The organism is Lactiplantibacillus dongliensis, assembly GCF_005405105.1.
Classification (GTDB): domain Bacteria; phylum Bacillota; class Bacilli; order Lactobacillales; family Lactobacillaceae; genus Lactiplantibacillus; species Lactiplantibacillus dongliensis.
Genome location: NZ_BJDK01000009.1, coordinates 23,451 through 46,061 on the forward strand (window position 1 = coordinate 23,451; position 22,611 = coordinate 46,061).

23 protein-coding genes are annotated in these 22,611 nt (G+C 44.8%); 16 read left to right on the forward strand and 7 right to left on the reverse strand.

Annotated features, from left to right (window positions below; all coding sequences use genetic code 11):
- The first annotated feature begins 167 nt into the window (after nt 1-167).
- The 3 genes from FFM80_RS04515 (at nt 168) to FFM80_RS04525 (ending at nt 2,497) form a co-directional block, all read left to right on the forward strand.
- Nucleotides 168-455, forward strand: coding sequence for an ArsR/SmtB family transcription factor (locus tag FFM80_RS04515; protein WP_137639712.1), 288 nt, complete (start codon nt 168-170; stop codon nt 453-455).
- Nucleotides 456-591: 136 nt separating this feature from the next.
- A complete protein-coding gene (locus tag FFM80_RS04520) occupies nt 592-1,962 on the forward strand; it encodes an MFS transporter (protein ID WP_137639713.1) in 1,371 nt (456 codons plus the stop codon).
- 106 nt (nt 1,963-2,068) lie between these two features.
- Nucleotides 2,069-2,497, forward strand: a complete 429-nt coding sequence (locus FFM80_RS04525; protein ID WP_137639714.1) for a GNAT family N-acetyltransferase — start codon at nt 2,069-2,071, stop codon at nt 2,495-2,497.
- A gap of 47 nt (nt 2,498-2,544) precedes the next feature.
- On the opposite strand, the gene FFM80_RS04530 is transcribed toward FFM80_RS04525, so the two are convergent.
- On the reverse strand, nt 2,545-2,898 hold the full coding sequence (locus FFM80_RS04530; RefSeq protein ID WP_137639715.1) for a winged helix-turn-helix transcriptional regulator: 354 nt from the start codon (nt 2,896-2,898) through the stop codon (nt 2,545-2,547).
- 172 nt (nt 2,899-3,070) lie between these two features.
- Between FFM80_RS04530 and FFM80_RS04535 the strand changes: the two genes are divergently transcribed.
- Together FFM80_RS04535 and FFM80_RS04540 are read left to right on the forward strand one after the other, a co-directional pair.
- The gene (locus FFM80_RS04535) at nt 3,071-4,231 is read left to right on the forward strand and encodes an MFS transporter (protein WP_223877295.1); all 1,161 of its coding nucleotides are present in this window, start codon (nt 3,071-3,073) and stop codon (nt 4,229-4,231) included.
- A 99-nt stretch (nt 4,232-4,330) separates the two neighbouring features.
- The gene (locus FFM80_RS04540) at nt 4,331-7,687 is read left to right on the forward strand and encodes a mucin-binding protein (RefSeq protein WP_137639717.1); all 3,357 of its coding nucleotides are present in this window, start codon (nt 4,331-4,333) and stop codon (nt 7,685-7,687) included.
- A 147-nt stretch (nt 7,688-7,834) separates the two neighbouring features.
- On the opposite strand, the gene FFM80_RS04545 is transcribed toward FFM80_RS04540, so the two are convergent.
- From FFM80_RS04545 to FFM80_RS04555, 3 genes are all read right to left on the reverse strand, one after another.
- The gene (locus FFM80_RS04545; protein WP_137639718.1) at nt 7,835-8,263 is read right to left on the reverse strand and encodes a flavodoxin family protein; all 429 of its coding nucleotides are present in this window, start codon (nt 8,261-8,263) and stop codon (nt 7,835-7,837) included.
- A 97-nt stretch (nt 8,264-8,360) separates the two neighbouring features.
- Nucleotides 8,361-8,870 carry an isochorismatase family protein gene (locus FFM80_RS04550; protein ID WP_137639719.1) on the reverse strand — a complete coding sequence of 170 codons (510 nt, stop codon included), beginning with the start codon at nt 8,868-8,870 and terminating at the stop codon, nt 8,361-8,363.
- Between the two features lie 20 nt (nt 8,871-8,890).
- Nucleotides 8,891-9,367 carry a GNAT family N-acetyltransferase gene (locus FFM80_RS04555; protein WP_137639720.1) on the reverse strand — a complete coding sequence of 159 codons (477 nt, stop codon included), beginning with the start codon at nt 9,365-9,367 and terminating at the stop codon, nt 8,891-8,893.
- A gap of 196 nt (nt 9,368-9,563) precedes the next feature.
- Here FFM80_RS04555 and FFM80_RS04560 point away from each other — a divergent pair, with 196 nt between their 5' ends.
- Complete coding sequence (locus tag FFM80_RS04560) at nt 9,564-9,953, forward strand: YxeA family protein (RefSeq protein ID WP_171001033.1); 390 nt, start codon at nt 9,564-9,566, stop codon at nt 9,951-9,953.
- Between the two features lie 53 nt (nt 9,954-10,006).
- Here the strand turns inward: FFM80_RS04560 and FFM80_RS04565 are convergent, their stop codons facing one another.
- A complete protein-coding gene (locus tag FFM80_RS04565) occupies nt 10,007-10,309 on the reverse strand; it encodes a bacteriocin immunity family protein (protein WP_137639722.1) in 303 nt (100 codons plus the stop codon).
- Between the two features lie 81 nt (nt 10,310-10,390).
- Nucleotides 10,391-11,290 carry a LysR family transcriptional regulator gene (locus FFM80_RS04570; protein ID WP_137639723.1) on the reverse strand — a complete coding sequence of 300 codons (900 nt, stop codon included), beginning with the start codon at nt 11,288-11,290 and terminating at the stop codon, nt 10,391-10,393.
- 121 nt (nt 11,291-11,411) lie between these two features.
- On the opposite strand from FFM80_RS04570, the gene FFM80_RS04575 reads away from it, so the two are divergent.
- From FFM80_RS04575 to rsgA, 6 genes are all read left to right on the forward strand, one after another.
- Nucleotides 11,412-12,155 carry an SDR family oxidoreductase gene (locus FFM80_RS04575; RefSeq protein ID WP_137639724.1) on the forward strand — a complete coding sequence of 248 codons (744 nt, stop codon included), beginning with the start codon at nt 11,412-11,414 and terminating at the stop codon, nt 12,153-12,155.
- Nucleotides 12,156-12,212: 57 nt separating this feature from the next.
- Entirely contained in the window at nt 12,213-12,887 is a 675-nt protein-coding gene (locus FFM80_RS04580) for a Vat family streptogramin A O-acetyltransferase (RefSeq protein ID WP_137639725.1), read from the forward strand.
- Between the two features lie 512 nt (nt 12,888-13,399).
- The gene (locus tag FFM80_RS04585; RefSeq protein WP_137639726.1) at nt 13,400-13,810 is read left to right on the forward strand and encodes a hypothetical protein; all 411 of its coding nucleotides are present in this window, start codon (nt 13,400-13,402) and stop codon (nt 13,808-13,810) included.
- Nucleotides 13,811-13,978: 168 nt separating this feature from the next.
- Entirely contained in the window at nt 13,979-16,315 is a 2,337-nt protein-coding gene (locus tag FFM80_RS04590; RefSeq protein WP_137639727.1) for a cation-translocating P-type ATPase, read from the forward strand.
- Nucleotides 16,316-16,436: 121 nt separating this feature from the next.
- Entirely contained in the window at nt 16,437-16,985 is a 549-nt protein-coding gene (gene thiT, locus FFM80_RS04595) for an energy-coupled thiamine transporter ThiT (protein ID WP_137639728.1), read from the forward strand.
- Nucleotides 16,986-17,242: 257 nt separating this feature from the next.
- Nucleotides 17,243-18,328, forward strand: a complete 1,086-nt coding sequence (gene rsgA / locus FFM80_RS04600) for a ribosome small subunit-dependent GTPase A (protein WP_137639729.1) — start codon at nt 17,243-17,245, stop codon at nt 18,326-18,328.
- Nucleotides 18,329-18,385: 57 nt separating this feature from the next.
- On the opposite strand, the gene FFM80_RS04605 is transcribed toward rsgA, so the two are convergent.
- Complete coding sequence (locus FFM80_RS04605) at nt 18,386-19,120, reverse strand: IclR family transcriptional regulator (RefSeq protein ID WP_171001034.1); 735 nt, start codon at nt 19,118-19,120, stop codon at nt 18,386-18,388.
- A gap of 134 nt (nt 19,121-19,254) precedes the next feature.
- Between FFM80_RS04605 and FFM80_RS04610 the strand changes: the two genes are divergently transcribed.
- From FFM80_RS04610 to FFM80_RS04625, 4 genes are all read left to right on the forward strand, one after another.
- Nucleotides 19,255-20,010 carry an SDR family NAD(P)-dependent oxidoreductase gene (locus FFM80_RS04610; RefSeq protein WP_137639731.1) on the forward strand — a complete coding sequence of 252 codons (756 nt, stop codon included), beginning with the start codon at nt 19,255-19,257 and terminating at the stop codon, nt 20,008-20,010.
- A gap of 259 nt (nt 20,011-20,269) precedes the next feature.
- Entirely contained in the window at nt 20,270-20,659 is a 390-nt protein-coding gene (locus FFM80_RS04615) for a GntR family transcriptional regulator (RefSeq protein WP_137639732.1), read from the forward strand.
- Nucleotides 20,643-21,536 (forward strand): ATP-binding cassette domain-containing protein, encoded by an 894-nt coding sequence (locus tag FFM80_RS04620; protein ID WP_137639733.1) that lies wholly within the window; start codon nt 20,643-20,645, stop codon nt 21,534-21,536. The genes FFM80_RS04615 and FFM80_RS04620 overlap by 17 nt, the downstream gene beginning before the upstream one ends.
- 1 nt (nt 21,537) lies before the next feature.
- On the forward strand, nt 21,538-22,611 hold the full coding sequence (locus FFM80_RS04625) for a hypothetical protein (protein WP_137639734.1): 1,074 nt from the start codon (nt 21,538-21,540) through the stop codon (nt 22,609-22,611).

A 22,611-nucleotide genomic window follows, 5' to 3' on the forward strand; every position in this document is an offset into this window, starting at 1 on the left:
AATTATGATGAGGCAAGCAAGGGAGCGCGCTATTATTACGGGTGGTGATTCGAGTGGAGTTTACGACCAATTGGGTTGATATCGATACCAATTATTGATCGGACGCCGGTTGGCAAAGCTTAGGTCAGATACTTGCGTAAAAGTTTATTTCTAGTAGGATAAGAGATATGAAAAAACAAACACAGGCAACTGAAGCTAGTATTAACGTATTCAAAGCGCTGGCCGATCCAATTCGTTTAGCGATTATCCGGTATTTGAGGCAACATGACCAGGCGCTTTCTTGTGGCGAGATTGGGCAAGCGATGCAGATTAGTAAGACGTCGGGGTCTTATCATTTTAAGATTTTGCAGGAGGCCGGTTTGATTACGGTACGTAAGGTAGGCCGTGAAAAATTTGTGAAATTAGACCGTGTAACTTTTGATCACTATTTAATACATTTCTGGCAAAACTTATAGGGCATTAGACCAATGAGGAGGCAATCATCAAGATTGGCTCTTTTTTGTTTTAGTCCTTGTCAGTGGCTAAAGGCAATGCTATGTTTAAATAGTTCAAAAACATTTGAACTATTTAAACCACTAGGGGGATGTAAGCATGACCGAGGAAACCGTTAAAGATAGGTGGGTACTAGGTTTAACATCATTGGGCTTTTTTATGGCAATGATGGATGCGATGATAGTGACCACTGCTTCAACCGCGATTCGCACGGAGTTCCAAATTTCGGTTGGACTGTTGCAATGGGCATTGAATGCGTACAATATTACTATCGCTGCTGTTTTATTAGTTGGCGTGGCTTTAGGTGAACGTTGGGGTCGCCGGAAAATCTACAATTGGGGGATCTTCATTTTTACGATTGGGTCAGTACTCTGTGCGCTGGCCAATAACATCGAGTGGTTAATTGCGGCCCGAATTGTCGAAGGGCTGGGTGCTTCAGTCATGACGCCGATGTCAATGGCAATTTTGACCAATGCCGTGCCAGCTAACCAGCGAGGCCGCGCATTGGGCATATGGAGTGGTATTGGTGGGTTAGCGTTAATTGTTGGGCCATCACTTGGCGGCTTGATTGTGGCCCAACTGACTTGGCAGTGGATCTTTTGGCTGAATGTGCCCGTCGGAATCATGGCAATTGGGTTATCACAACACCGGTTACCGGAAAGTCATGGGCAAAACGAGCCAATCAAGTTGATTGATAATTTGTTACTTATTATGGCGATGGCCGGACTAGTTTGGGCATTGTCGGCCTCGACAAGTGTTACCGGTACGAGCCAACTTGGCCTGGTGGCAGTAATTGGACTCATTAGTGTGGGCTGTGGGATTGGGTTTATTTATCGGCAGTCAGTTGACCCTTTACCGATGTTGCCACTGACCCTTTTTCATAATCCAACGTTTACCGGGGGAAATCTAGCGACGGCCTGTCTGTATGGATCGATGTATGGTGTCGTCTTCTTTTTGCCACAATATTTGCAGGTTAGTCAACGAGCCACCGCATTAACGGCCGGATTAGCGCTGTTACCTTGGACTGGAACATTAGTGGTCGTGGCACCGTTTGCTGGGCGCGCGGTTGATCGTTTTGGAGATCGTTGGGTGGCAACTTTAGGCTTGGTATTACAAGGCGTCGGCTACCTGTCGATTGCGTTGTTAGTCCATCAAAGTTATCTTTGGCTCGTCTTACCCTTAATGATTGCGGGCGTCGGTTTGTCGATGGCGGGGCCAGCGTTGCAAAAAGCAGTGCTGGGAGCAGTACCGCGAGTGATGATTGGCAAAGCTGCGGGTGTTTATAATGTCTTTCGCTTATTAGGCGGGGCATTGGGTACGACGGTAGCAGTGATGATTTTTTACCAATGTCAGGGCACGACTTTTAGTAATGGTTTTCAGGCAACGATGCTGGGAACTGCGGTCTTGTCATTCTTGGGCGTCATTTGGTCATGGCACTTGGCAGCTGAACGTGTCGTGAATTTGGATTAAGATAAATTTCTGGTTGAGTTAATTGATGAGTTGTAACCCTTTTCAGTTGTGAATGTTATCGATATAATAATCATAACAAATCAGTAATTCAACGGGAGGTAAGCCTATGACTAAATTAGCAAGACTAGCACCAACAGAACTCGACACGTATCTATCTAAACTGTTTAAGCAGCAACTTGCAGATCATCAGATTGATTACCAGCGACAAATTAGTGAGGATGTCGCCATTGGAGCTTATGATGATGAGGGTCAGTTAGTCGGCGGTTTATTGATGAATCGGCGATACGACCATGTCTATATTAGTCGCTTGGCTGTTTCCCCGACTTATCGCGGGCATCGGTTAGGAACGCAACTCGTTCAGGCTGCAGAAGCTTGGGCGCGTGAGCAACAGGTGTTAACCATTACGCTGTCGACGCGTGATTATCAAGCGGTCGATTTCTACTTGAAATGTGGGTTTCAAATTTACGGTAAAGTGGCCGACCTGCCGTTTAAAGGGGTCACCACCGTTTACTTCGTGAAACGTTTAATTGATTGAGCATACCAAAACAGCCCTAATGCCAATAATTGGCATTAGGGCTGTTGCTAATTTTCGGGCATCGTTACGGTCTGAATATAGTGTTCACCCCATTGGTCCATTAGTTTGATAATTGGTACCAGACTTTTACCTAATGGGGTCAAGCGGTAGCTAGTCTTAATTGGCACATAACTGGCATCAATTTGCTTTTGAATAATCTGATCCGCCTCTAATTGAGCCAATTGCAATGACAACATGCGACGAGTACAGCCGGGTAACGTCTTTAAGAGTTGTGTATATCTTAATTCGTGTTGCATCAAGCGGCAGAGAATAATCGACTTCCATTTACCGGCTAAGAGTTGCAAGGTAGTGTCTAAAGGACAAACTTCGCCGTGGCGGGTTTGCTGAGTCACTGCATCCATCATTAAAACCTTCTTCGATTGAATTTAGCCCAAATTATAACTGATTCAGTTTATTTTGACTGCTTAGGACGATTGGTTAGTAAGGGTAATTGCTAGTACCAAGTATCATTAAATTCCCGTATTGTGTTTGTGGCAGCTTCCGTTAAGATTGGCATTAATGGGGGGGTTGATTATGGGCTTAAAGGTCAAGTTATTAGTGAGTGGATTATTTTTAATTGTTTTCGTGATTGGGGCAGATTCGTTTATTATTGCGCCATTGTTACCGGCTATTGAACGTAGTTTTCAAATCACGGTCAGCCAAGCGGTGTTTTCAGTGTCAATCTATGCGTGTTGTTATGCTATTGGGGCACCATTATTAGGCCCGTTTGGTGATCGTTATTCACGCAAACGCTTGTTGTTGATTGGTATTGGATCCTTCTTAATCGGTAGTTTAGGTTGCGCGCTAGCTGTTAATATCATGAGCTTTTATGTTTTTCGCGCCTTTGCTGGGATTGGTGCCGCGCTGACGCTACCAAATATCTGGGCCTTAATTGGTCAAACGTTCCATGGGCAACAGCTAAACTTAATTATGGGCATAACGATGTCAGCCTTGTCGTTGTCGATTGCCATCGGAGTGCCATTGGGTGCAGGGTTGGCTCAATTGGCTAATTGGCATTTAGTATTTTGGATATCAGCTGTTTTAGCGATTGGCACCTTAATCGGTTTGTGGTTCGTCGTGCCGACTAGTCAACTGATAGTTAAACCGCAACGATTAACATATTTGCACTCATTTAAACTGATTTTTAAAGTGCGACGGACTAGTTTGATCTTAACAACGACTTTAGTTTGGATGTTAGGATTTTATTTGGTATATACATTTTTAGGTATTTACGCGGCTCATCAGTTTGGGCTTAGTTCGTTTCAAGTTGGTAGTTTGTTCAGTATTTATGGTTTCAGTAATTTTGTAGCGAGCTTTTTAAGCGGCTATGTATCAGTGAAGCTTGGAGCTCTGCGTGCCGTTCAACTTAATGGTGGTCTTTCGGCACTATTCATTGTTAGTTTGGGGTTCAATCACCAAAGGATGGTCTTGCTGGCAATTTGTTTAGTTTTGTTAGCATTTGTTCAAGGTTTTGGTGTAACGGCACTAAATACGGCGGTGGTGAACTTAATCCCATCACAACGATCAACCGTAATGGCGTTCAATAGTTCGTTTTTATATTTAGGATTAACTTTAAGCTCAGTATTAGGTGGGTTGTTATATACAACTATTGGATTTAGCGGGATTTGCGTGGTTGCTAGTATCGCGCTGCTATTAGCGGTGGTTGTCGTCTATGTAGTAGCACATACTAATTAGATTGTTCAACACCTAACATTGTGTCAGTGATTTGGGAAGCCTATAATTAATTATGAAAAGTCTAACAAAATTGACATTGATTTGGGGAGAGCGATTAGGGTGCGATCGGAACAACATTATAAGATGTATAAAAAGGGGCGTTTTTGGGTCTTTGCGAGTTTGGCATTATTGGCGCTTCAAATCGGTCAGGTTAAAGCACAAGCGGCTACTGATCAAAGTGGTTCTGAGACTGATTCAGAAGTTAAACCGACGACTGTATCAGTTAGTTCGACAAAACAAGTCGTATTGCCATCGAACAGTCCAAAGACGACATCAGCCACATCAGCAAGTAGTGCTAAATCAGTTGCTAATAGTTCGACCGGTAGCCAAGGAACTTCAGCTGATAGTCAAACACAGTCGAGCGCCTCATCGGTAGTAAGTAGTAGTCCCGGTGAAACGATCAATCAAGCTAGCCAGTCTGGAATATCGGCGGCGAGCCAATCAAGTAAGACGACAACCATTAAGTCATCAGCAATCGTGAGCGAGCCACAGCCTAAGGGCGTCACTACCACGGACACTAATCATCAGTCGGCTGTGGTTGCCTCCCAAAATAATCGTGTCTCTAATCAGGACCAGCTTGCGGATACGACAAGTCTTCAAACCAGTCAACTAACAACGCTTAACGTTAAGCAGTCAACTGTTTTGTCGAGTCAGTTAAGCGTAAAATCCCCAGCCACAATCGCTACTGATGCGCTGTTAATGGGCATTAAAACAGCAGCGACACGGCGAATGTCGAGATTGGCGGCGTTACCTCAAGTGGTTGACTCTGGGACGATTGACAATAGTGATGTGACTTGGTCACTTGATGATGTGGGCACGTTATCGTTGAGTGCGGGGACAATCGATAGTCCAACTGGCTGGCGCATGGATTATGCCGGTATACCGGATATTCCATGGAATGCAGATTTAGAAAAAGTTAAGCTAGTTAAATTGACGGGGCCAATTGTTGCTAAACAGAAGTTGGACTATTTATTTGCTGGGCTAGTTAATATGACACAAATTGAAGGCCTTCCAAATCTAGATACCAGTCAAGTGACGAGCATGAATTCACTATTTGGTTGGGATTATTTAATTACTGATCTTGATTTATCAAATTTTAACACTAGTAATGTCACCGATATGGAAAATCTCTTTATTGCTGACGTTGCCATGCAATCATTCGACATTTCAGGATTTGATACGAGTAAAGTGACGGTTTTTAGTGCGATGTTTGAGGATGATTCGGCGTTAGTTTCGCTTGATTTATCAACCTTTGACATGAGTAGTGGTCAAGCTTACGCGGGGATGTTTGATGAAGATGAAGCATTGACAACGTTAAATATTTCTAGCCTTGATACGACGAATGTACCCCAATTTGGTGGTTATCTTGGTGGCATGCTTAGTGATATGCCCAATTTGCAGGTTTTAGTTTTAGGATCTAAGGCGAAGGGATTGACCCAAGCACAGTTAGCAGATCCTACAGTACCAGGTCACTATTGGCAAAACGTTGGTACGGGGACGATTGCGAAGCCAGCGGGGCAGTATAAGTACAATTCAGCTGATTTAATGGCTAACTATGATGGTTCAACTATGGCTGATACGTACGTTTGGAAGTTGAATACGCGCTCTGAACCAGAATCTAAAACGGTTACACGGATGATTAATTATGTCGATGCGCAAACGAATGCTAGTGTCATTCCAACGGTTACACAGGCAGTCACGTTTACACGGACGAAGTTATTCGATACCGATACCACTGATGATCAATTCGTTGGTTATGATACGACTGGTGATGGTCAGCCAGATACGACAGTTGCGGATGAGGCTTGGGTTCCGACAGCTAGTTCAACGATTTCAGCAGTAACTAGTCCGGATTTAAGTGCTAGAGGTTATTTAGCACCTTCACAAGCAACTGTTGATGCGGCTGACGTAACTGGGACTGCAACGGACACTAGTGTAACCGTGACTTATGCGCATGCTTCTACAGCCAGTTCTGCGACGCATCCGGTTCAGCGGGTGATTAACTATTTAGATGCGCAGTCGGGGGCAGTGCTAGCCCCAAGTGTGACGCAAATCATTACTTATACACAAACTAAAGTGATTGATGACGTTAGTGGCCAGCTTTTAGGCTATGATACGGACGGTGATGGCAAAGTTGATACAACTGATGCCGATGCGGCTTGGGTGCCACAGGGCAATACTAAGGTCCCGGCCGTGGTAAGTCCTGATTTGAGTCAGCAAGGCTATTTATCAGCGTCACAAACGAAAGTTCCAGCCGAAATTTTAACGGGAACAGCTGCCAATCAAACGGTTGCGGTGACTTATGCGCATGCTAGTCAATCATTAGCTGAGACGCAGGCAGTTAAGCGTGTGATTGTTTACGTTGATCAACAAACTGGCGTAACCTTGGCGCCGGCAGTGACCCAAACAGTGACCTATCAACGGACTAAGTTAATTGATTTGGTTACTGGCACCGTCACTGGTTATGATACAACTGGTGATGGCAAGGTCGATACGACCGATGCCGCAACCGCGTGGGTAGTTCAAGGAAGACCGTATTTTGAAACCGTGACAAGTCCTAACTTAACTGCTCATGGGTATCGGATGCCGTCATTGTCTCAAGTTGCACAACAAGCTGTCACGACAACGAATAAGTCAAGTAAGGTAATTGTCACTTATGGTCATTTGACGAAGTCAGTGCCAACACAACGGACCGTGACTAGAACGATTAATTACATTGATCAGTTAACTGGCCAGTCGCTGACTAGTCCAGTTGTTCAAACGGTAACCTATAAACGAATGGCACTGATTGATCAAGTTAACGGTCAGCTTTTAGGCTATGATTTGACTGGAGATGGGCAAGTGGATACGACGGTGGCCGCCCAAGCTTGGGTGGCAGTCGGCAATCAGACTTTGGCAACCGTTACTAGTCCAGTTATTGCGGGCTATCAGCAGCCCAGTCGTCCCCAAGTCGATGCTCAGCTGATTGATAGTCACTATCAAGGTACTAACCCCATCGTGGTGCAGGTGACATATCTAGCTACAGTCGCACCCGCAGCGTCTGGTGAAGCGCCGATAGTAGTTCCAATTGTACCGGTGACTCCAAGTGAGCCAAGTTCCCCAATAATAAATAAGCCACAACGGCCATCGGGGACAGTGAAACGTTCAGTAACACCAACTTCTGTTCAGCCAGTTAAACGGCAAAACCGGTCTATTGCGAGCGTGTCACAAGCAGCGACTTACGCCAAAGAGACGGTTCGATTGCGTGAAAATAAGACACAATTATCCGATCGTGTTACGCCAAACAAAGTGGCTACAAGTGCGTCAAAGTTACCTGTAACGAATGATCAACAGAATCGTTGGCCATTAGATTTAGGTGTTCTGGGGGCAGTTTTGATTGGATTGTTTGGTCTAGGGAAAACTCGGAAAAAAGATTAAAGTTGACTTGATAAAGAATCGAAAAGATAGGCTTAACGGTTAATTGGTTAAGCCTATCTTTTTAGTCTCTTCATATAGTGGTCACTTGTGGTGATTAGTCTAACTAATCAAAAAAGCAGGACAATCCATCCAGACTTTTGAGTACGGCTATTGTTTAGTCAACATCTCGGTAGCAAATTGCTTAACTTCATCAATTTGGGCTGGTTTTAAATTGCCACCACTGGAACCTAACAACTTCATCCCTTTACCACCCATTAATTGATGGAAGTGGCCAATAACTTGGATTCCTTTTGACTCGGCAATTTTAGTTAAAGCTTTGTCGGTCGGGGTCTCAGGACCACCAGAAGTTGTGAAAAGGGCAATCTTTTTAACTTTATTGCTATCTAAAGTTTCCATAAACTTAGAAGCGGCCTTGTCCGGACGCATGAAGTAGGTCCCACCACCCATAAAGAGTAGATCGACTGGTTCAAGGTCAGCTGGTACTTGCTCGGCTGGCACGCCAGCGACGGCGGAAATTTGTTCGGCGAACGCCTTAGTATTGCCATTACGAGTTTGATAACGAATTGCGACTGTCATAGTAAAGCCTCCCAATTGGTTAGATACAAATAAATCGTTTCATCATTTTTAGTATAGACGGATTTGAAAACGATTGCAAAAGCTGGCCATCCATAAGCTATGGCTCGTTAACTAAAGGTGTTTTGACGGTAACGAATTCACCAAAACGATGATGCCAAATCTGGGCATGATGTTGCTTGATCTGCGCCGCGGATAACGTCGCACTAGCCGTCGTCGTAATCCCATCCATTAAGAGATCAATCTGAAAGCCAAGATGAAAGGCCACACGAACGGTCGTGTCTACACAATATTCAACTTGAGCGCCGCAAATTTCGATATGGTTTAGATGATTCATTTTAAGGTAAGCGGCTAAACCAGTCTGATAGAAAGCATCTGGCTGGGTCTTGATGTAGTAAGTATCGTTATCATCATAATGTAGGTCAGTAAATAACTGCCAGTTTGGACTACCCACGGCCATGCCTGGTTCAGTATGTTGAATGAAAATAATTGGTTGTTGGGCGGCTCGATATTGGTCAATTCGTTGATTGATAGTAGCTACAACCTGATCTCGATGATCAAGGTCAGCTAAGGCTTGTTGCATATCAATGATGATTAAAGCTTGGGCCATGTTAATATCTCCAGTGTCATTTAATTTTGTGGAAACTTTTCTAGGCGATAGAGTTGCTCATCGTCCACTTGTTGGTTCTGATCTTTAAAGTGGTAGCCAAGGTGTTGATAAAAATTAACGGCGGTGATTGATGCTGGAATTTCAACGCGTTGGGCTTTTTTGAAGTAGGCGTCTTGTTCCAAGGTTTCGATAATTTGTCGCCCAATCCCACGACCTTGGTAAGTAGGTAACACAAAAATAGTGAATAAAGAATATTCGGTGGTGCTACCCCAATAAGATCCAATGGCTCCGGTACCAACTAGTTTGGTTTGGTCACAAGCCACATAGAAGTGGGTTTGTTGGGCTTTTTCAATAAAGAAGGTGGGTGACATGCGATCAATCTCTGTTTGTAAGTAAGTGGCTGAATAATCTTGGCGGTTTGACTGCCTAAGGGTTGTGGCAACTAATTGGGCCACCTGTGCTGCATCAGTTGGTTGAAAACGTCTCATGGTAATCATCAGCAAGGCCTCTTTTTGTTAAGATAGCATTTATTATACAACAAGTTTAGTATGGATTTTTAATTGCTTTCTAATTTTATTAGGCGATTAACAAGACAATTTACAAACTATTTATCAAGACTTTACAAGAATACGACTGGGTCTCAACAATCGAAAGGTAAACTTTAAGTATTAGATTAGTTGGGAGATGTCGGGTATGGCAAAGCGAGCTTTAAATTTCGTTATTCAGCATTTAGGAGTGTGTTTGTTACTTACCTTGGTCTTGGTCATTGCGGTTGATGCTAGTTGGGAGGTCTATCGTTATGGCGGCGAAGCTTATTATTTACGGATTAAGCGTTCAGCGGGAACCGTTGCGTTAACGAAACCGGTTGGCATGACGATTACCGGGCACCGTTATCAGGGGCAAGCCGCCAATGCGCAAGGACAAGTGCGGGCAGTGGCGTTTAAAACGTTCCCAGATAACCCGGGACCACTTCGGCGTGGGGAGTTTGTAAAAGTTACGGTTAATCCACATTATGGGGTCACGGACTATCAAGTTGTTCGGTCGAGCCAGGTGCCGGTTAAAGCCGCCAGTTATACAAGCTAATATCAAAAAGACCGGTCAGTCCATTTTGTTGGATTGACCGGTCTTAAATTAGTTTAGAACCAAACTTGTGATAGGAACGTTGCTGTAGCAACCCCTTCATAAGCTTTGGCAGTATTGGTCGTTGCTTGGAATAACTTAGTTACTGTAGCGGGTACCGCTAATTTGTGAGCGAGTGTAAATCGTGATAAGTAGCGGTTAACCTGCGTAGCAACCAGCTGATAATTTTCATCTTTTTGTAGTTGCGTGGCATAACTCAGAATTTGTGCCTGTAAGTCTGGATATTGTTGTACTTCAGAATCCCCATAGACGGCACTAAGTTGTGTTAATAATGTTTCAGCTTTTGGATCTTTTAACATGATAACTCCCCCCTCATAGATAGCCTTATTATAGGCGTTCCTATTAGAGGTTACAAATTGATTAATTATGTTTAACAACAATTATTTTGTATCGCTTTCACTAGTCACTAATGAAATATCAGTAGTTAGTTGTTTTAAAAAGGCGTTGGCCGCAGCCGATAAAGGGCGGCCTTTCAGCCAAACTAAGCTGGCAGTTGATACCAGACCAGGGGCCAATGGGACAAAGGTTAAAGCAGTGTGATCGGTATTAATGATACCATCCAGACACAAAGCGGCGCCAACGCCGGCTGAAACTAACATCGAAGCATTATAAAGCAAATTGTAGGTGGACACGACTTTAAAGTTAGCGGTACTGTGTCCGAGCCAATCCTCAAATAAGGTGTTCACACCCTTTTGTTGGGGCACGATTAAGTCCAGCTTAGTTAGAGTCGCGGCGTCAATTGTGGAATGACTGGCTATCGTTGAACTGCGGGGGACTAAGACGCCCCAGCGACTCACACCAGGTAGGCGGATGAAGTCGTAACGGTCGGACATTAAAGGTGACATCACAATGCCAAAGTCAAAGACACCGGTTTGAAGCCGTTCGGTGACGGTATCGCCATTGGTACTATATAAGTTGACTTGGACGCCAGGATGATCGTGTTTTAACGTGTTGATCGTACGGGCCACGGTCCGCATCATTTGAGCTTCGCCACTGCCAATGACAACGGTGCCACTAATAGTTTTGGCGCGGTGAATGTTGGATAATGTCTTGTCAACTAAGTCGGTGATCTGTTCTGCTTGGTGGGTTAAGTATTGACCATCTGGTGTTAAGATAATCTCACGACTACCACGCTCGAATAAGCTAACCCCTAATTCATCTTCCAAATCTTGTAACTGCCGTGAAACGGTCGGTTGGGAGACATGTAACTGGCGAGCGGCTCGGCTAATGTTCTTTGCTTGAACCACCGCTAAAAAATAAGATAAGACTCGCAGTTCCATGATGTAGCCTCCAATATAGTTAAACTGTATATATTGCTATTTTACATAAGCATTAGACATGATACAAGCCAGTTACTATACTTGGTCTTGTCATTAAGTCTAAATTAAAGAGGTTATTAAAATGATTAAAGATAAAGTCGTTGTTATTACCGGCGCTTCCAGTGGAATTGGGGCGGCAACCGCCATCCAATTAGCGAGTCAAGGGGCTAAAGTTGTGTTAGCTGCTCGTCGTGCTGATAAGCTAAAGCGATTAGTCGAACGGATTGAACGACTTGGCGGCCAAGCAGTCTATCAAGTAACTGATGTGGTCTCACCAACTGACAATCAGCGTTTGATTGAATTTGCTAAGGCAACGTATGGTCGAGTTGATGTGTTATTTTTTAATGCTGGCTTGATGCCGAATTCGCCTTTATCCGCTTTAAAAACGGATGAATGGAATCGTATGGTCGATGTGAACTTAAAAGGTGTTTTAAATGGGATTGCGGCTAGTTTACCGACCTTTAAAGCCCAAAAGGTTGGCCAAATAATTACGACGTCTTCGGTGGCAGGCTTAAAAGCTTATCCTGGCGGTGCCGTGTACGGTGCAACCAAATGGGCGGTCCGCGACTTGATGGAAGTGCTGCGCATGGAAGCTGCACAAGAGACCAGCAACATTCGGACGACCACCATTTATCCGGCAGCAATTAAGTCGGAACTATTAGAAACCATTACCGATCAAGATGTGGCAAAAGGAACCGCTGATTTGTATGATCACTATCAGATTGCGCCTGAACGGGTGGCAAACTTGGTGGCTTTTGTGATTGATCAGCCAGCCGATACCACAGTTAGTGAATTGACGGTTGGACCGACGAATCAGCCTTGGTAAACTGAGTGTCCGACAAGTACACCTTTAAGTTATAATAGCTTAAAAAGGGGTGGTCAAATGACAATACCAGCAGTAAACGCAATCTATCCGAACTCAGCAATTAAAGAAGTGGTCTTCGTCAAGAACGTGATTAAGCGACCGAATATCGAAGTTGGCGATTATACTTATTATGATGATCCGATTAATCCGACTGACTTTGAATCACATGTCACGCACCATTATGAATTTCTAGGTGACAAGTTGATTATCGGTAAGTTTTGCTCAATTGCGAGCGGCATTGAGTTTATTATGAATGGTGCCAACCATGTGATGCATGGTATCTCAACGTATCCGTTCAATATTTTAGGTGGTGATTGGCAGGCCTTCACGCCCGAATTAACTGATTTACCGTTTAAAGGCAATACGGTTGTGGGCAACGATGTCTGGTTCGGTCAGCATGTGACGGTTTTGCCAGGAGTCACGATCGGTGATGGAGCGATTATTGGTGCGAACAGTACGGTGACAAAAGATGTCGCACCGTATACGATTGTTGGCGGTAATCCAGCACAGGTGATTCGACCACGTTTTGCCCCAGAAGTTATTCGGGCCCTTGAGAAATTAGCGTGGTGGCAGCGTGATCTTGATTGGATTACGACGCATATTCCAAGGTTGACACAAACGACACCGACCGTTCCAATGATTGAACAATTGATGGCTGATACAAGCGTTACGAATTCGAAATCTGAAAATTAATTGTTACCTACAAAGTCCCGACCGATAAATAAACTTCGGTCGGGGCTTTTACGCTTCATCGTGCTTCTTCCAGAAACTGTTTACCGATGTGTTTGTCAACGATCCCAATGTGGAATAGCCGTAAGCCACCAAGTATTAAAATGATAGTAATGTTTGTTGGTCATAGATTTTTGACGACTGGATAAAACGATGGAACGGATTCTTGTTCGTTGTAGCAGGGAACAATTGATGAGAGTTTTTTCATAGGTCATGGCGTTTTTCACTTAGCACTATCTATAAGAACTTGACGACATCTGGAGGTTGCTCAGTAGTTTGTTTGATTAATAGCATAAAAGTTTTTTTGAATCGTGGGTTTCAGTTAATCGTCAAGTGTTCTATTATGGTTAATGTAGTTGAACTAATTAACTTTGGAGATGGGAAAATGAAACGACGACAGTTATTATGGATGACGTTGTTGGGTGTTTTAGGATTAATACTTGGCACTAGCATGACTATGACGGCGAGTGCTAAGTATGCCAACACCAACCGAATTACGGGGAACTTGGTATCAATACCAGGGTCACCATAAGTGGGAAAAGATTGTGATTACTAAACATGCGTTTAAGCGGAATGGTAAGACTTTGTATACGCCCTACAAGAAATCGTGGCATAAACTATATGTAAAGCGTAGTAAAAAAGGTCAAGGGGCTGGCTATGGCTTAAAGGGATATGGCGGCACCAATTATATCTTTAACGGTAAATTTAAGTCTGATTACCAATATCTAGGTTCTTTTTGGTTGTCATCTAAAAAAATAAAGGGTCACCGTGTTATGAAATCGTATTTCAACATGGGTTACTTTAGTGTTTATACGCATCAAAAATTAAAGCACAATTACAGTTATGAATATAAAGGCCGTCAGTACATGAATCAAATTGGCCGTTAATGTAAAGACTCGTATTTCCAGCCGAATACGAGTCTTTTTTTGTAAGCTCAGCGGTACCGGAACTTATTAAAGAAATTTTAAGTTGCGACTTATTTTGGCTATCATTATCGCCAACTCCCCTTAAAATCGCTTACAATGGAACCAAGTTGAAAAAAGGGGGTCGCTTCGATGACCGAACGTACCACATCACTTGAACAAGGGTTAACAGCGGCCGAGGTGCAGGCCCGGATTGACGCGGGCCAACAAAACGAACCGTTACCGCCATTAACGCGGTCGACCAAACAAATCTTTCGAGATAATCTATTAACGCTATTTAATTTAATTAACGTCATTTTAGGTGGCTTGGTGTTTTTCACCGGGAGCTATAAAAATTTGTTGTTTTTAGGTGTCATCGTGATGAACACCGCGATTGGCATCTTTCAAGAATTGCGGTCCAAACGGCAAGTCGATAAATTAGCCATTTTGTCGGCGGCCAAAAGTCAGCTATTACGCGATGGCCAAGTGACCGCCCATGACCAAGCTGATATTGTCCAAGATGAGGTGATTCAGGTGACGCGGGGCGACCAACTACCTGTTGATGGCTTAGTTCGGGAAACGACCGGGTTAGAAGTCGATGAATCTCAAATCACTGGTGAAGCCGATCCGGTGATTAAAGGGGTCGGCGATGCAATTGTTTCTGGGAGTGTGATTCTTGGTGGTCACGGCTTGATCCAAGCGACGGCCGTTGGTCATGGCAGCTTTATTAAGCAGCTAGCCCGTTCGGCAAAGTCTAATCGGCGAACGACGAGTCAATTGTTAACGATTATCAATCGGATTATCAAAATTTTGACGATTACGATCATTCCTTTAGGTGCGGCCCTGTTTATATCGACGTTACTACGCGGCGAAAGTCAGACACGGGCCATTTTAGGCACCGTGGCCGCGATGGTCGGCATGATTCCTGAAGGCTTAGTCTTGTTAACGTCAGTGGCTTTGGCTGCTGGAGCCTTTACGCTGGGCCGGCATCAGGTTTTAGTTCGAGAGTTACCGGCGATTGAAGCGTTAGCACGCGTTGATGTCTTGTGTTTGGATAAAACCGGGACGATTACGAGTGGCCAACTAAAGTTTGATCATGTTGAACCATGGGCGACGGCTTCAGCTGATAAAGTCACAGCGACGTTAGCGCAAGTCGTGACCGCTATTAATGATGATAATGAGACGGCTCAAGCTTTGCGAACTGCGCTAGGACCGACTAAAGTAACGGCCACAAAAGTCTTGCCATTTTCGTCAGCACGTAAGTGGAGCGGCGCTAGCTTTGATGGTCAGTCGGTTGTCATTGGGGCCCCGGAGTTTATTTATCAAACGGTGCCAGCAGATTTAAAACAACGGATTCAGCAGTTAGCGCAACAGGGATTTCGTGTCTTAGTCATGGCGCGAGTGAGTCAACTCACTACGCCGAAGCCGACTGATCCCACTACACTGGGTTTAATCTTGATTACTGATGAATTGCGGCCGCACGTGAAGAATACGTTTGGTTACTTTGCCAATCAAGATGTGGCGCTAAAAGTGATCTCAGGTGATAATCCCGTAACGGTGGCTAGTATTGCGGATCGAGCGGGAATTGCTGGTGCGCAACAATTAATCGATATGAGTACAGTCGGCACATCCCCGGATTATGACCAATTAGTGGCGGATTATACGGTCTTTGGCCGCGTCACCCCGCAACAAAAAGCCGGCTTGATTAATGCCTATCAAACAGCTGGCCACACGGTGGCGATGACGGGTGATGGTGTCAACGACTTATTAGCGATGCGGCAGTCGGATTGCAGTATTGCGATGGCGACTGGTAGTGAAGCGACGAAGAGTTTAGCTGACTTTGTGTTGTTAGAATCGAACTTTGATGCGATGATTCAAGTCTTAAATGAAGGCCGGCGCGTCATTAATAATATCGAACGGGTGGCGGCACTATACTTGATTAAAACCATGTACTCGGTCGCTTTGACGTTGATTTTTGTGTTTATGAGTCACAGTTATCCGTTTGAGCCAATTCAGTTGACGCCAATCTCATCATTAATGGTGGGTATCCCAACGTTCTTTCTGGCATTACAACCGGACTATACCCGGATTACCGGGCGTTTCATGAAGCAAGTGATGGAGATTGCGGTTCCGGCGGCGATTTGTGTGGTCGGGTATATTCTCGTGATTGACATGCTGGGGACTGAATTTCAGTTAGACTTCACAGTGACGTCCACCTTGAATGTGCTAATGACTGGGATTATCAGTCTGAATGCCTTGCTGATTGCAGCGCGGCCGTTGAACCGCTTTAAGATTGGGTTAGTAGCGGCGATGGCCAGCTTATTTGTGGTCTGCTTCTTGTTTGCAGGTAAGATTTTCTCATTGGTTAACTTGCTAGATTGGCATTTGGCGATGATTTATTTACCGTTAATGCTGAGTGCTTATCCGGTCTTTATTGGGTTACAGAATGGCTTAGGTAAACGAGTCTTGAGTAAGATTCGTTGGAAATAACTAACTTAATTCGACGGTTGGTGTCATCATTGGATGACGGTGACCGTCGATTTTGAGTTTGAATGCGCTTCATAATCCGCTATAATTGAGCTATTAACTTTTAAACGGAGGCGCACAATACGTGAAACTGCAACAGCTGACTGAAACCGCGATTGGGGCGGCTTTAGCAATCATTCTAAGTTATTTAATTATTTTTCGAGCACCTCAGGGCGGTTCGATTTCATTAGTGATGGTGCCAATTCTGTGGATTGCGCTTAAAAATGGGGTGTGGGCGGGACTGCTCTGCGGGTTGATTACGGGCGCGGTGACGTTCATGTTTGGTGGTTTTTTTGTGGCACCGCTGCAAGTCCTGTTTGACTATGTCTTTGCTTTTGGGTCAATCGGACTGGCCGGTCTATTCTCTGAACCGGTGTTAGCGATGGCTGGCCAACACCACCAACGTCGGCTGGTTGGCACGGTGATCTTAGCTGGTAGTTTAGCTGGTGTGAGCCGGCTATTATTTCATACGTTAGCTGGGATTGTATTCTACACGGCGTATGTGCCTAAAGGGCAGCCAGTGTGGTTGTATTCGCTCACCTATAATAGCTTATATGTGATTCCGGATACCATTTTGGCGATTGTCGTGGTGTTGGTATTGGTTACCCGGGTGCCACGCTTGTTGCTGCGCTAGTCCTGATTGACAAGGTAACGGTTATCATGCTAGACTAATAGCAATTAATTTAAGGAGGGTTGCAGTATGTCGGTTAGTTGTTAAGTTTTTGAGTAACGATGTAAAAGTGGGGATATGTCCCACCTTATTTTCGTGTACCCTAATGACTTGATGACTTAACGCGACAAACTGCCACCCGTAAACGGTCTTTTTGAGGTGCAGTGAGTAGCTAACTTACGGCGTCTTTTTTTGTCGCCTGATTTAGGGTACCGGTATGAATGAAAGGATTATTAAAATTGACCATTGATTTAAAAGATTATGGGGTAACACCTCATTTTGAAACGGCTGCTAAAGCCCAGCCAGAATTAGTTTTAGCCCGGGTGACGGCACAACACCGGGAACAATACCGGGTAGTGACAACTCAAGGTGAACGCACGGTGCAAGTTGCGGGTAAGTTCAGTCATACCGTCGAAGATGTGACGAGCTTTCCGGCGGTTGGAGATTGGGTCTTAATCACGCCAACCAGTACGGCTGATGAACAGAGCGTCATCCAAGTCGTGTTGCCACGTCAAAGTGTCCTCGCTCGGGCCACTGCCAGTAATGGGCAGACCGGTCAACTGATTGCCGCTAACTTAGATACGATCTTTATCTGCATGTCGTTAAACGCGGACTTCAACGTTCGGCGAATTGAACGTTATCTAACGATGGCTTGGGACAGTGGCGCCATGCCAGTAATTGTGCTGACTAAGGCGGATTTATGTGATGATCTTCCTGATAAGTTAGCGGCTTTGGCTGAAGTTAGCATGGGTGTCGACGTGATCACTTGTTCTTCAGCGACCGAAGCGGGTTTTGCTGAACTGCGAACTTATATCGACAGGGGTAAAACAATTGCATTTGTCGGTTCATCGGGGGTTGGTAAGTCGACCTTGATTAACCATTTACTCGGTAAGACGCTGCTAGCAACAAAGACGATTCGGGCCGATGATGACAAAGGTCGGCATGCCACAACGGCGCGCCAGCTACTAGTTTTGCCCACTGGTGGCGTTGTCATCGACACACCGGGCATGCGCGAATTACAACTGTATACTGGTGATCTGTCGAAGACGTTTGAAGACATTACCGCTTTGGCACAACAATGTAAGTTTCGGAACTGTTCCCATCAGAGTGAACCTGGCTGTGCGGTGCAAGCCGCAATTGCGGCCGGTACTTTGGATGTGAAACGGTTCAAGAGTTATCAGAAATTACAAGCTGAAATGGCCTATAGTGGGATGAATGCGCGCCAACGGGAAAATGAAAAGATTAACCGCTTGTTTGGCAGTAAGGCCGCGATGAAAGCTGCAACGCGAGCGTTTAAAAATAAATAAATGACTAAAAGATGCGCCAACCAATCGTAAATGCGACTGGCTGGCGCGTTTTTTGCGTTAAGCTAACTGACTGGCAATCGTTTGGCTACAACGGGTTAACGCGTTGGCCAATGGTTTTAACTGATGTCGGGGTAATTGGGCAATTGGCCCAGCGATACCTAATGATGCAATGACTTGCTCATTTTGGCGGATTGGAACGGCCAGACAGCGAATGCCGAAGCTGCTTTCTTCATCATCTAATGAATAGCCTTGTGTTCGAATGACCTGAAAATTTTGGGCCAGGGCGATTCGGTCGTGCAAAGTATATTTCGTTGGCTGACTCGTCAGTTGGGTCAATAAGTGATCCCGCTTAGCACTCGGTAGGTAAGCCGCAATACATTTACCGAGGGCGCTTTCGTTGATTGGGGCCGCCAAGCCAATCTTATGGTATTCGGCCAATGAGTGCTGATCGTCGATGACTTGAGTAATAACCACGTCGGAGCCATCTAAAATGCCGATATAGGCCGTCACATGATATTTTTGGGTGATTTGTTGGGCAATTGGGACGGCAATCCAATTGAGTACTGGCCGATTAAGTTGGGTTAGTAACTGGTTTTGAGTGGCTAGAACATAGCGTCTAGCCACCTTTTTGACGTAATTGAGTTCAACCAAGCTGGCTAATAGCCGAAATGCGGTGGTCTTATTCAAGTTTAAGTCGGTCGCAATCGTCTGGAGTGAGGCTGAGTCATGTTGAGTCAAGTAGTCCAGAATTTGCAGGCCTTTCGCTAAGGTGCTCGATAAGTATTGTGACATTAAAATTCCTCCAAGCCTCATTATATTTCAAATAATGAAACTTTTCGAGCTATTTTGTCACTGATCATGGATTGGCAGTATGGTAGCCGCATACCGAATCAGGTATCAAAACGAGCTTAAGGGGTGTCACACTAATGAAGACAGTGGTTATTACCGGTGGCGTGTCCGGAATGGGACTGAGTGCCACTAAATTATTTTTGAAAAATGGTTGGCAAGTTGCCATGGCTGACTATAATGCCGAGCTAGGAAAAAAGGTTGAAGCTGATTTGGCCAAGGACTATCCAGCCGAACGACTCTTATTTGTTCCAACCAATGTTGCGGATGCAGACTCTGTTAATCAGTTGCAGGCGGCCGTGGTCGACAAGTTTGGCCAGGTCGATAGCGTGATTAATAATGCCGGGATCTTTACTGGCGGTCAGCTGCATGAAGTAGCTGAAAAGGATTGGGACCGCATTATGGCAATTGATGTTAAGTCAATCTTTTTGATGGCTAAAGCCTTTGTGCCGGGGATGATTGCGCAGAAGTCCGGGACAATCGTCAATACGGCATCGATCTCCGGCTTAATGGGAGATTATCAGATGGCAGCTTATAGCGCTGCTAAAGGTGCGGTGATTAATTTGGTCAAATCAATGGCGTTGGATTATGCACAGTATCACATTCGAGTAAATAATGTGGCGCCCGGGCCAACGAATACACCGATGTTCCAAGCTAATCCGCAGACTGTGATTGATCAATTTATTGCGGCGAGTCCATTGAAAAAGTTGGTTAAACCGGACGATATTGCACGGACGATGTATTTTCTAGCAACCCCAGCGTCTGATCCAATTACGGGTCAGACGATTCCGGTCACAGCTGGTTTTGGACTGTATAGTGGCCAACCAGTACAGTAAAAAGAGCTTGAGAGTTAAAAAATGTGCGTCTTTTTTAGCTTAGTCTTGATAATTAGGAAGTTGTTGTTCGAGTCGCGACTGAGAAGTTAACGGCCACGGTCGAAGCTTAAAAATAGAGGGTTGAAAAAAGTTGTTTGGTTAGCCTTGACGGCAATCAAGCAACTTTTTTGTGGTCACTGGGTTGTCAGCTGATGAAAAAGATGTTAGTGTACTAGTTGAACCAGTACACGTGATACACAACCTGAAACGAGGTGACAAAATGGCTTTTGCAACGAATGGTGCGCCGTATTATGAGCAATTAGTGATGCAGATTAAGCAACAGATCGTTCAGGGCAGTTTACAACCGGGAGATAAATTGCCATCGATTCGTGCCATGGCGGCGGAAATGCATTTGAATCCGAATACCGTCAGTAAAACTTATCAGTTATTAGAAAGTCAACAGGCCGTTTATACGGTGAAAGGACGGGGAACGTTTGTGAATCAACCAACGACAACGCAGGTTAATCCCATCGCGATTGATGATGTGCAAACGAAAATACAAGATTTATTAACCGAAGCACAGTTCTTGGGGGTTACGGAAAGTCAGGTCAAAGGTTGGGTCAAAAAAGCTTATCAAACAGGGGGAAAATCAGATGAGTATTCAAGTTAAAGGATTAAGCAAGCAAATTAATCGTCAATTGATTATTGACAAGGTTAGCTTTGATTGGCAGCCAGGCCGGATTATCGGTTTGGTGGGACGAAATGGCGCGGGGAAAACGACGTTATTTCGCACGATGGCGGATCACTATTTACCAACGGCAGGGACGCTGGTAATCGATGGTCAAGATGTGAAACAGGCCCCACAACAACGGCAACAGCTCTTCTATATCGATACACAAAATAACTTTTTCAGCAATCAAACGTTGGCTCAAATTGCCGCCGTCTATGCGTTGGGTTATTCCGCGTTTGATCAGGACCGGTTTCAGCACTTATTAACGGCTGAAAACTTAGCCGGGACGAGTCGGTATCGGCAGCTGTCAAAAGGCCAACGGATGTTATTTCAAATTTTACTAGCTTTAGTTAGTGGGACCCCTTACGTGATTTTAGATGAACCATTCGATGGGCTTGATATTTTAGTTCGGGAACGAATTGTGGCTCGGATTGTTAGTGAAGTGGCTGAACGTCAGACGAGTTTTTTAATTTCATCGCATAATTTAGCCGAATTAGACGGGTTGTGTGACCAAGTCTTGTTCTTAAAAGATCACCAGCTCGTTGCTAATTATGACTTGGAGGACTTGCGTGAACAAGCCCGTAAGTTCCAATTAGTCTTTCCATCTAAGACGGTACCTGCCGTGGTGAAGACGGATGGTCAACTGGTTAAAGTCTATGGTCGTGTCTTAGAAGTGTACTTTGATCATTACACCGACGCCATCGATGCCGCTTTGAAAGCGGCGCACCCGGTGATGATGACAGCATGTCCGTTGACAATTACCGATGTCTTTCGAGTGAAGTTAGGCGATCCGCGGTCAGTGATGGTGGGGGATTAGGATGAGTAATCAAACTGTAAATCGATTATGGCGGTCGCAAAGTAAGTCGTGGGTCCGCTGGCTGATGATTGCGTTAATCCTCATCGGCTGGGTCACGGCGATGCAAACAACGCAAAGGCAGAATTCAGCCGTGATAATGACGCGTAGAGAACAATTGATTCAAGCCAAGGATTATCGTCAACATCCTAAAGAATATCGGGTGCATGGTAGAGCAGCGTCTAGTCTGGCCGCTTATAACGATTATCAAAATCAATTTTTTTCGAAAAATCAGTTTAAGATCAAGGGTATGAATGATAAGGCTTTTGATCGAGACCCTACGATTGGCTATTACAGTGTCCTCATATTGGCTGGCCTATTCTTTGCCTTTTGGGGGCGCCGGACGCACTATACTGAGTTTTTACTCAGCCTTGGCGCGACCCGGACGCAGTTATTTTTAGTCCAATTACGGCAATTAGTTTGGCTGGTGGGAACAGTTGCGGTGGCCCAATTAATCCATTGGGGTTGGATTATCGGCGTCATTCCAGAAAAGTATCAACGGTATCGCTCGCTTAGCGGCCTATTCGGTAATAGCGTGTCAGTTGTGATGATTGGCGCTGGTCTCTTAGTATTGGGCTGGCTGATTGGTCAAGTAACGCCACAATTTTGGTTAGCTGGTGTGCTGGGGTTACTCAATTGGCGTTTCTTTAATGGCATGTTTGTCAATTCTGGTTATCTCAGTTTCTTGATAGGACCGGACGCGCCGATTCCCGGTGGCTGGTTCTATGAACATTATTATCTGGCTAGTTTAATGGTTGGCTTCGCAACGATATTGGGGCTACTTTTGATCTGGTGGCAGTCGCGACAATGGACAGCTGATGAGACGGCAGGACCGACGCAGCGACTACTAGCAACGAGCCTATATTGTGCTAGCTTTGCCATTGGGGTTGGGTCAATTATTGGTGACGTCTTTATTCAATCATTAAATCTGTTCAATTCATCAGCGCCGTGGTACGAATTGGTGGGTATTATTTTAGCACTAATGGTTATTTTGGGCTGGCATTACAATCAAGTTCGACGTTTGAAAGGGGTGTGCTAA

Bases quoted from the DNA above. Each gene is read 5' to 3' on its own strand.
- FFM80_RS04515 (WP_137639712.1), top strand. From the start codon at position 168: ATGAAAAAACAAACACAGGCAACTGAAGCTAGTATTAACGTATTCAAA.
- FFM80_RS04520 (WP_137639713.1), top strand. From the start codon at position 592: ATGACCGAGGAAACCGTTAAAGATAGGTGGGTACTAGGTTTAACATCA.
- FFM80_RS04525 (WP_137639714.1), top strand. From the start codon at position 2,069: ATGACTAAATTAGCAAGACTAGCACCAACAGAACTCGACACGTATCTA.
- FFM80_RS04530 (WP_137639715.1), bottom strand. From the start codon at position 2,898: ATGGATGCAGTGACTCAGCAAACCCGCCACGGCGAAGTTTGTCCTTTA.
- FFM80_RS04535 (WP_223877295.1), top strand. From the start codon at position 3,071: ATGGGCTTAAAGGTCAAGTTATTAGTGAGTGGATTATTTTTAATTGTT.
- FFM80_RS04545 (WP_137639718.1), bottom strand. From the start codon at position 8,263: ATGACAGTCGCAATTCGTTATCAAACTCGTAATGGCAATACTAAGGCG.
- FFM80_RS04550 (WP_137639719.1), bottom strand. From the start codon at position 8,870: ATGGCCCAAGCTTTAATCATCATTGATATGCAACAAGCCTTAGCTGAC.
- FFM80_RS04555 (WP_137639720.1), bottom strand. From the start codon at position 9,367: ATGATTACCATGAGACGTTTTCAACCAACTGATGCAGCACAGGTGGCC.
- FFM80_RS04560 (WP_171001033.1), top strand. From the start codon at position 9,564: ATGGCAAAGCGAGCTTTAAATTTCGTTATTCAGCATTTAGGAGTGTGT.
- FFM80_RS04565 (WP_137639722.1), bottom strand. From the start codon at position 10,309: ATGTTAAAAGATCCAAAAGCTGAAACATTATTAACACAACTTAGTGCC.
- FFM80_RS04570 (WP_137639723.1), bottom strand. From the start codon at position 11,290: ATGGAACTGCGAGTCTTATCTTATTTTTTAGCGGTGGTTCAAGCAAAG.
- FFM80_RS04575 (WP_137639724.1), top strand. From the start codon at position 11,412: ATGATTAAAGATAAAGTCGTTGTTATTACCGGCGCTTCCAGTGGAATT.
- FFM80_RS04580 (WP_137639725.1), top strand. From the start codon at position 12,213: ATGACAATACCAGCAGTAAACGCAATCTATCCGAACTCAGCAATTAAA.
- FFM80_RS04585 (WP_137639726.1), top strand. From the start codon at position 13,400: ATGCCAACACCAACCGAATTACGGGGAACTTGGTATCAATACCAGGGT.
- FFM80_RS04590 (WP_137639727.1), top strand. From the start codon at position 13,979: ATGACCGAACGTACCACATCACTTGAACAAGGGTTAACAGCGGCCGAG.
- rsgA (WP_137639729.1), top strand. From the start codon at position 17,243: ATGAAAGGATTATTAAAATTGACCATTGATTTAAAAGATTATGGGGTA.
- FFM80_RS04605 (WP_171001034.1), bottom strand. From the start codon at position 19,120: ATGTCACAATACTTATCGAGCACCTTAGCGAAAGGCCTGCAAATTCTG.
- FFM80_RS04610 (WP_137639731.1), top strand. From the start codon at position 19,255: ATGAAGACAGTGGTTATTACCGGTGGCGTGTCCGGAATGGGACTGAGT.
- FFM80_RS04615 (WP_137639732.1), top strand. From the start codon at position 20,270: ATGGCTTTTGCAACGAATGGTGCGCCGTATTATGAGCAATTAGTGATG.
- FFM80_RS04620 (WP_137639733.1), top strand. From the start codon at position 20,643: ATGAGTATTCAAGTTAAAGGATTAAGCAAGCAAATTAATCGTCAATTG.
- FFM80_RS04625 (WP_137639734.1), top strand. From the start codon at position 21,538: ATGAGTAATCAAACTGTAAATCGATTATGGCGGTCGCAAAGTAAGTCG.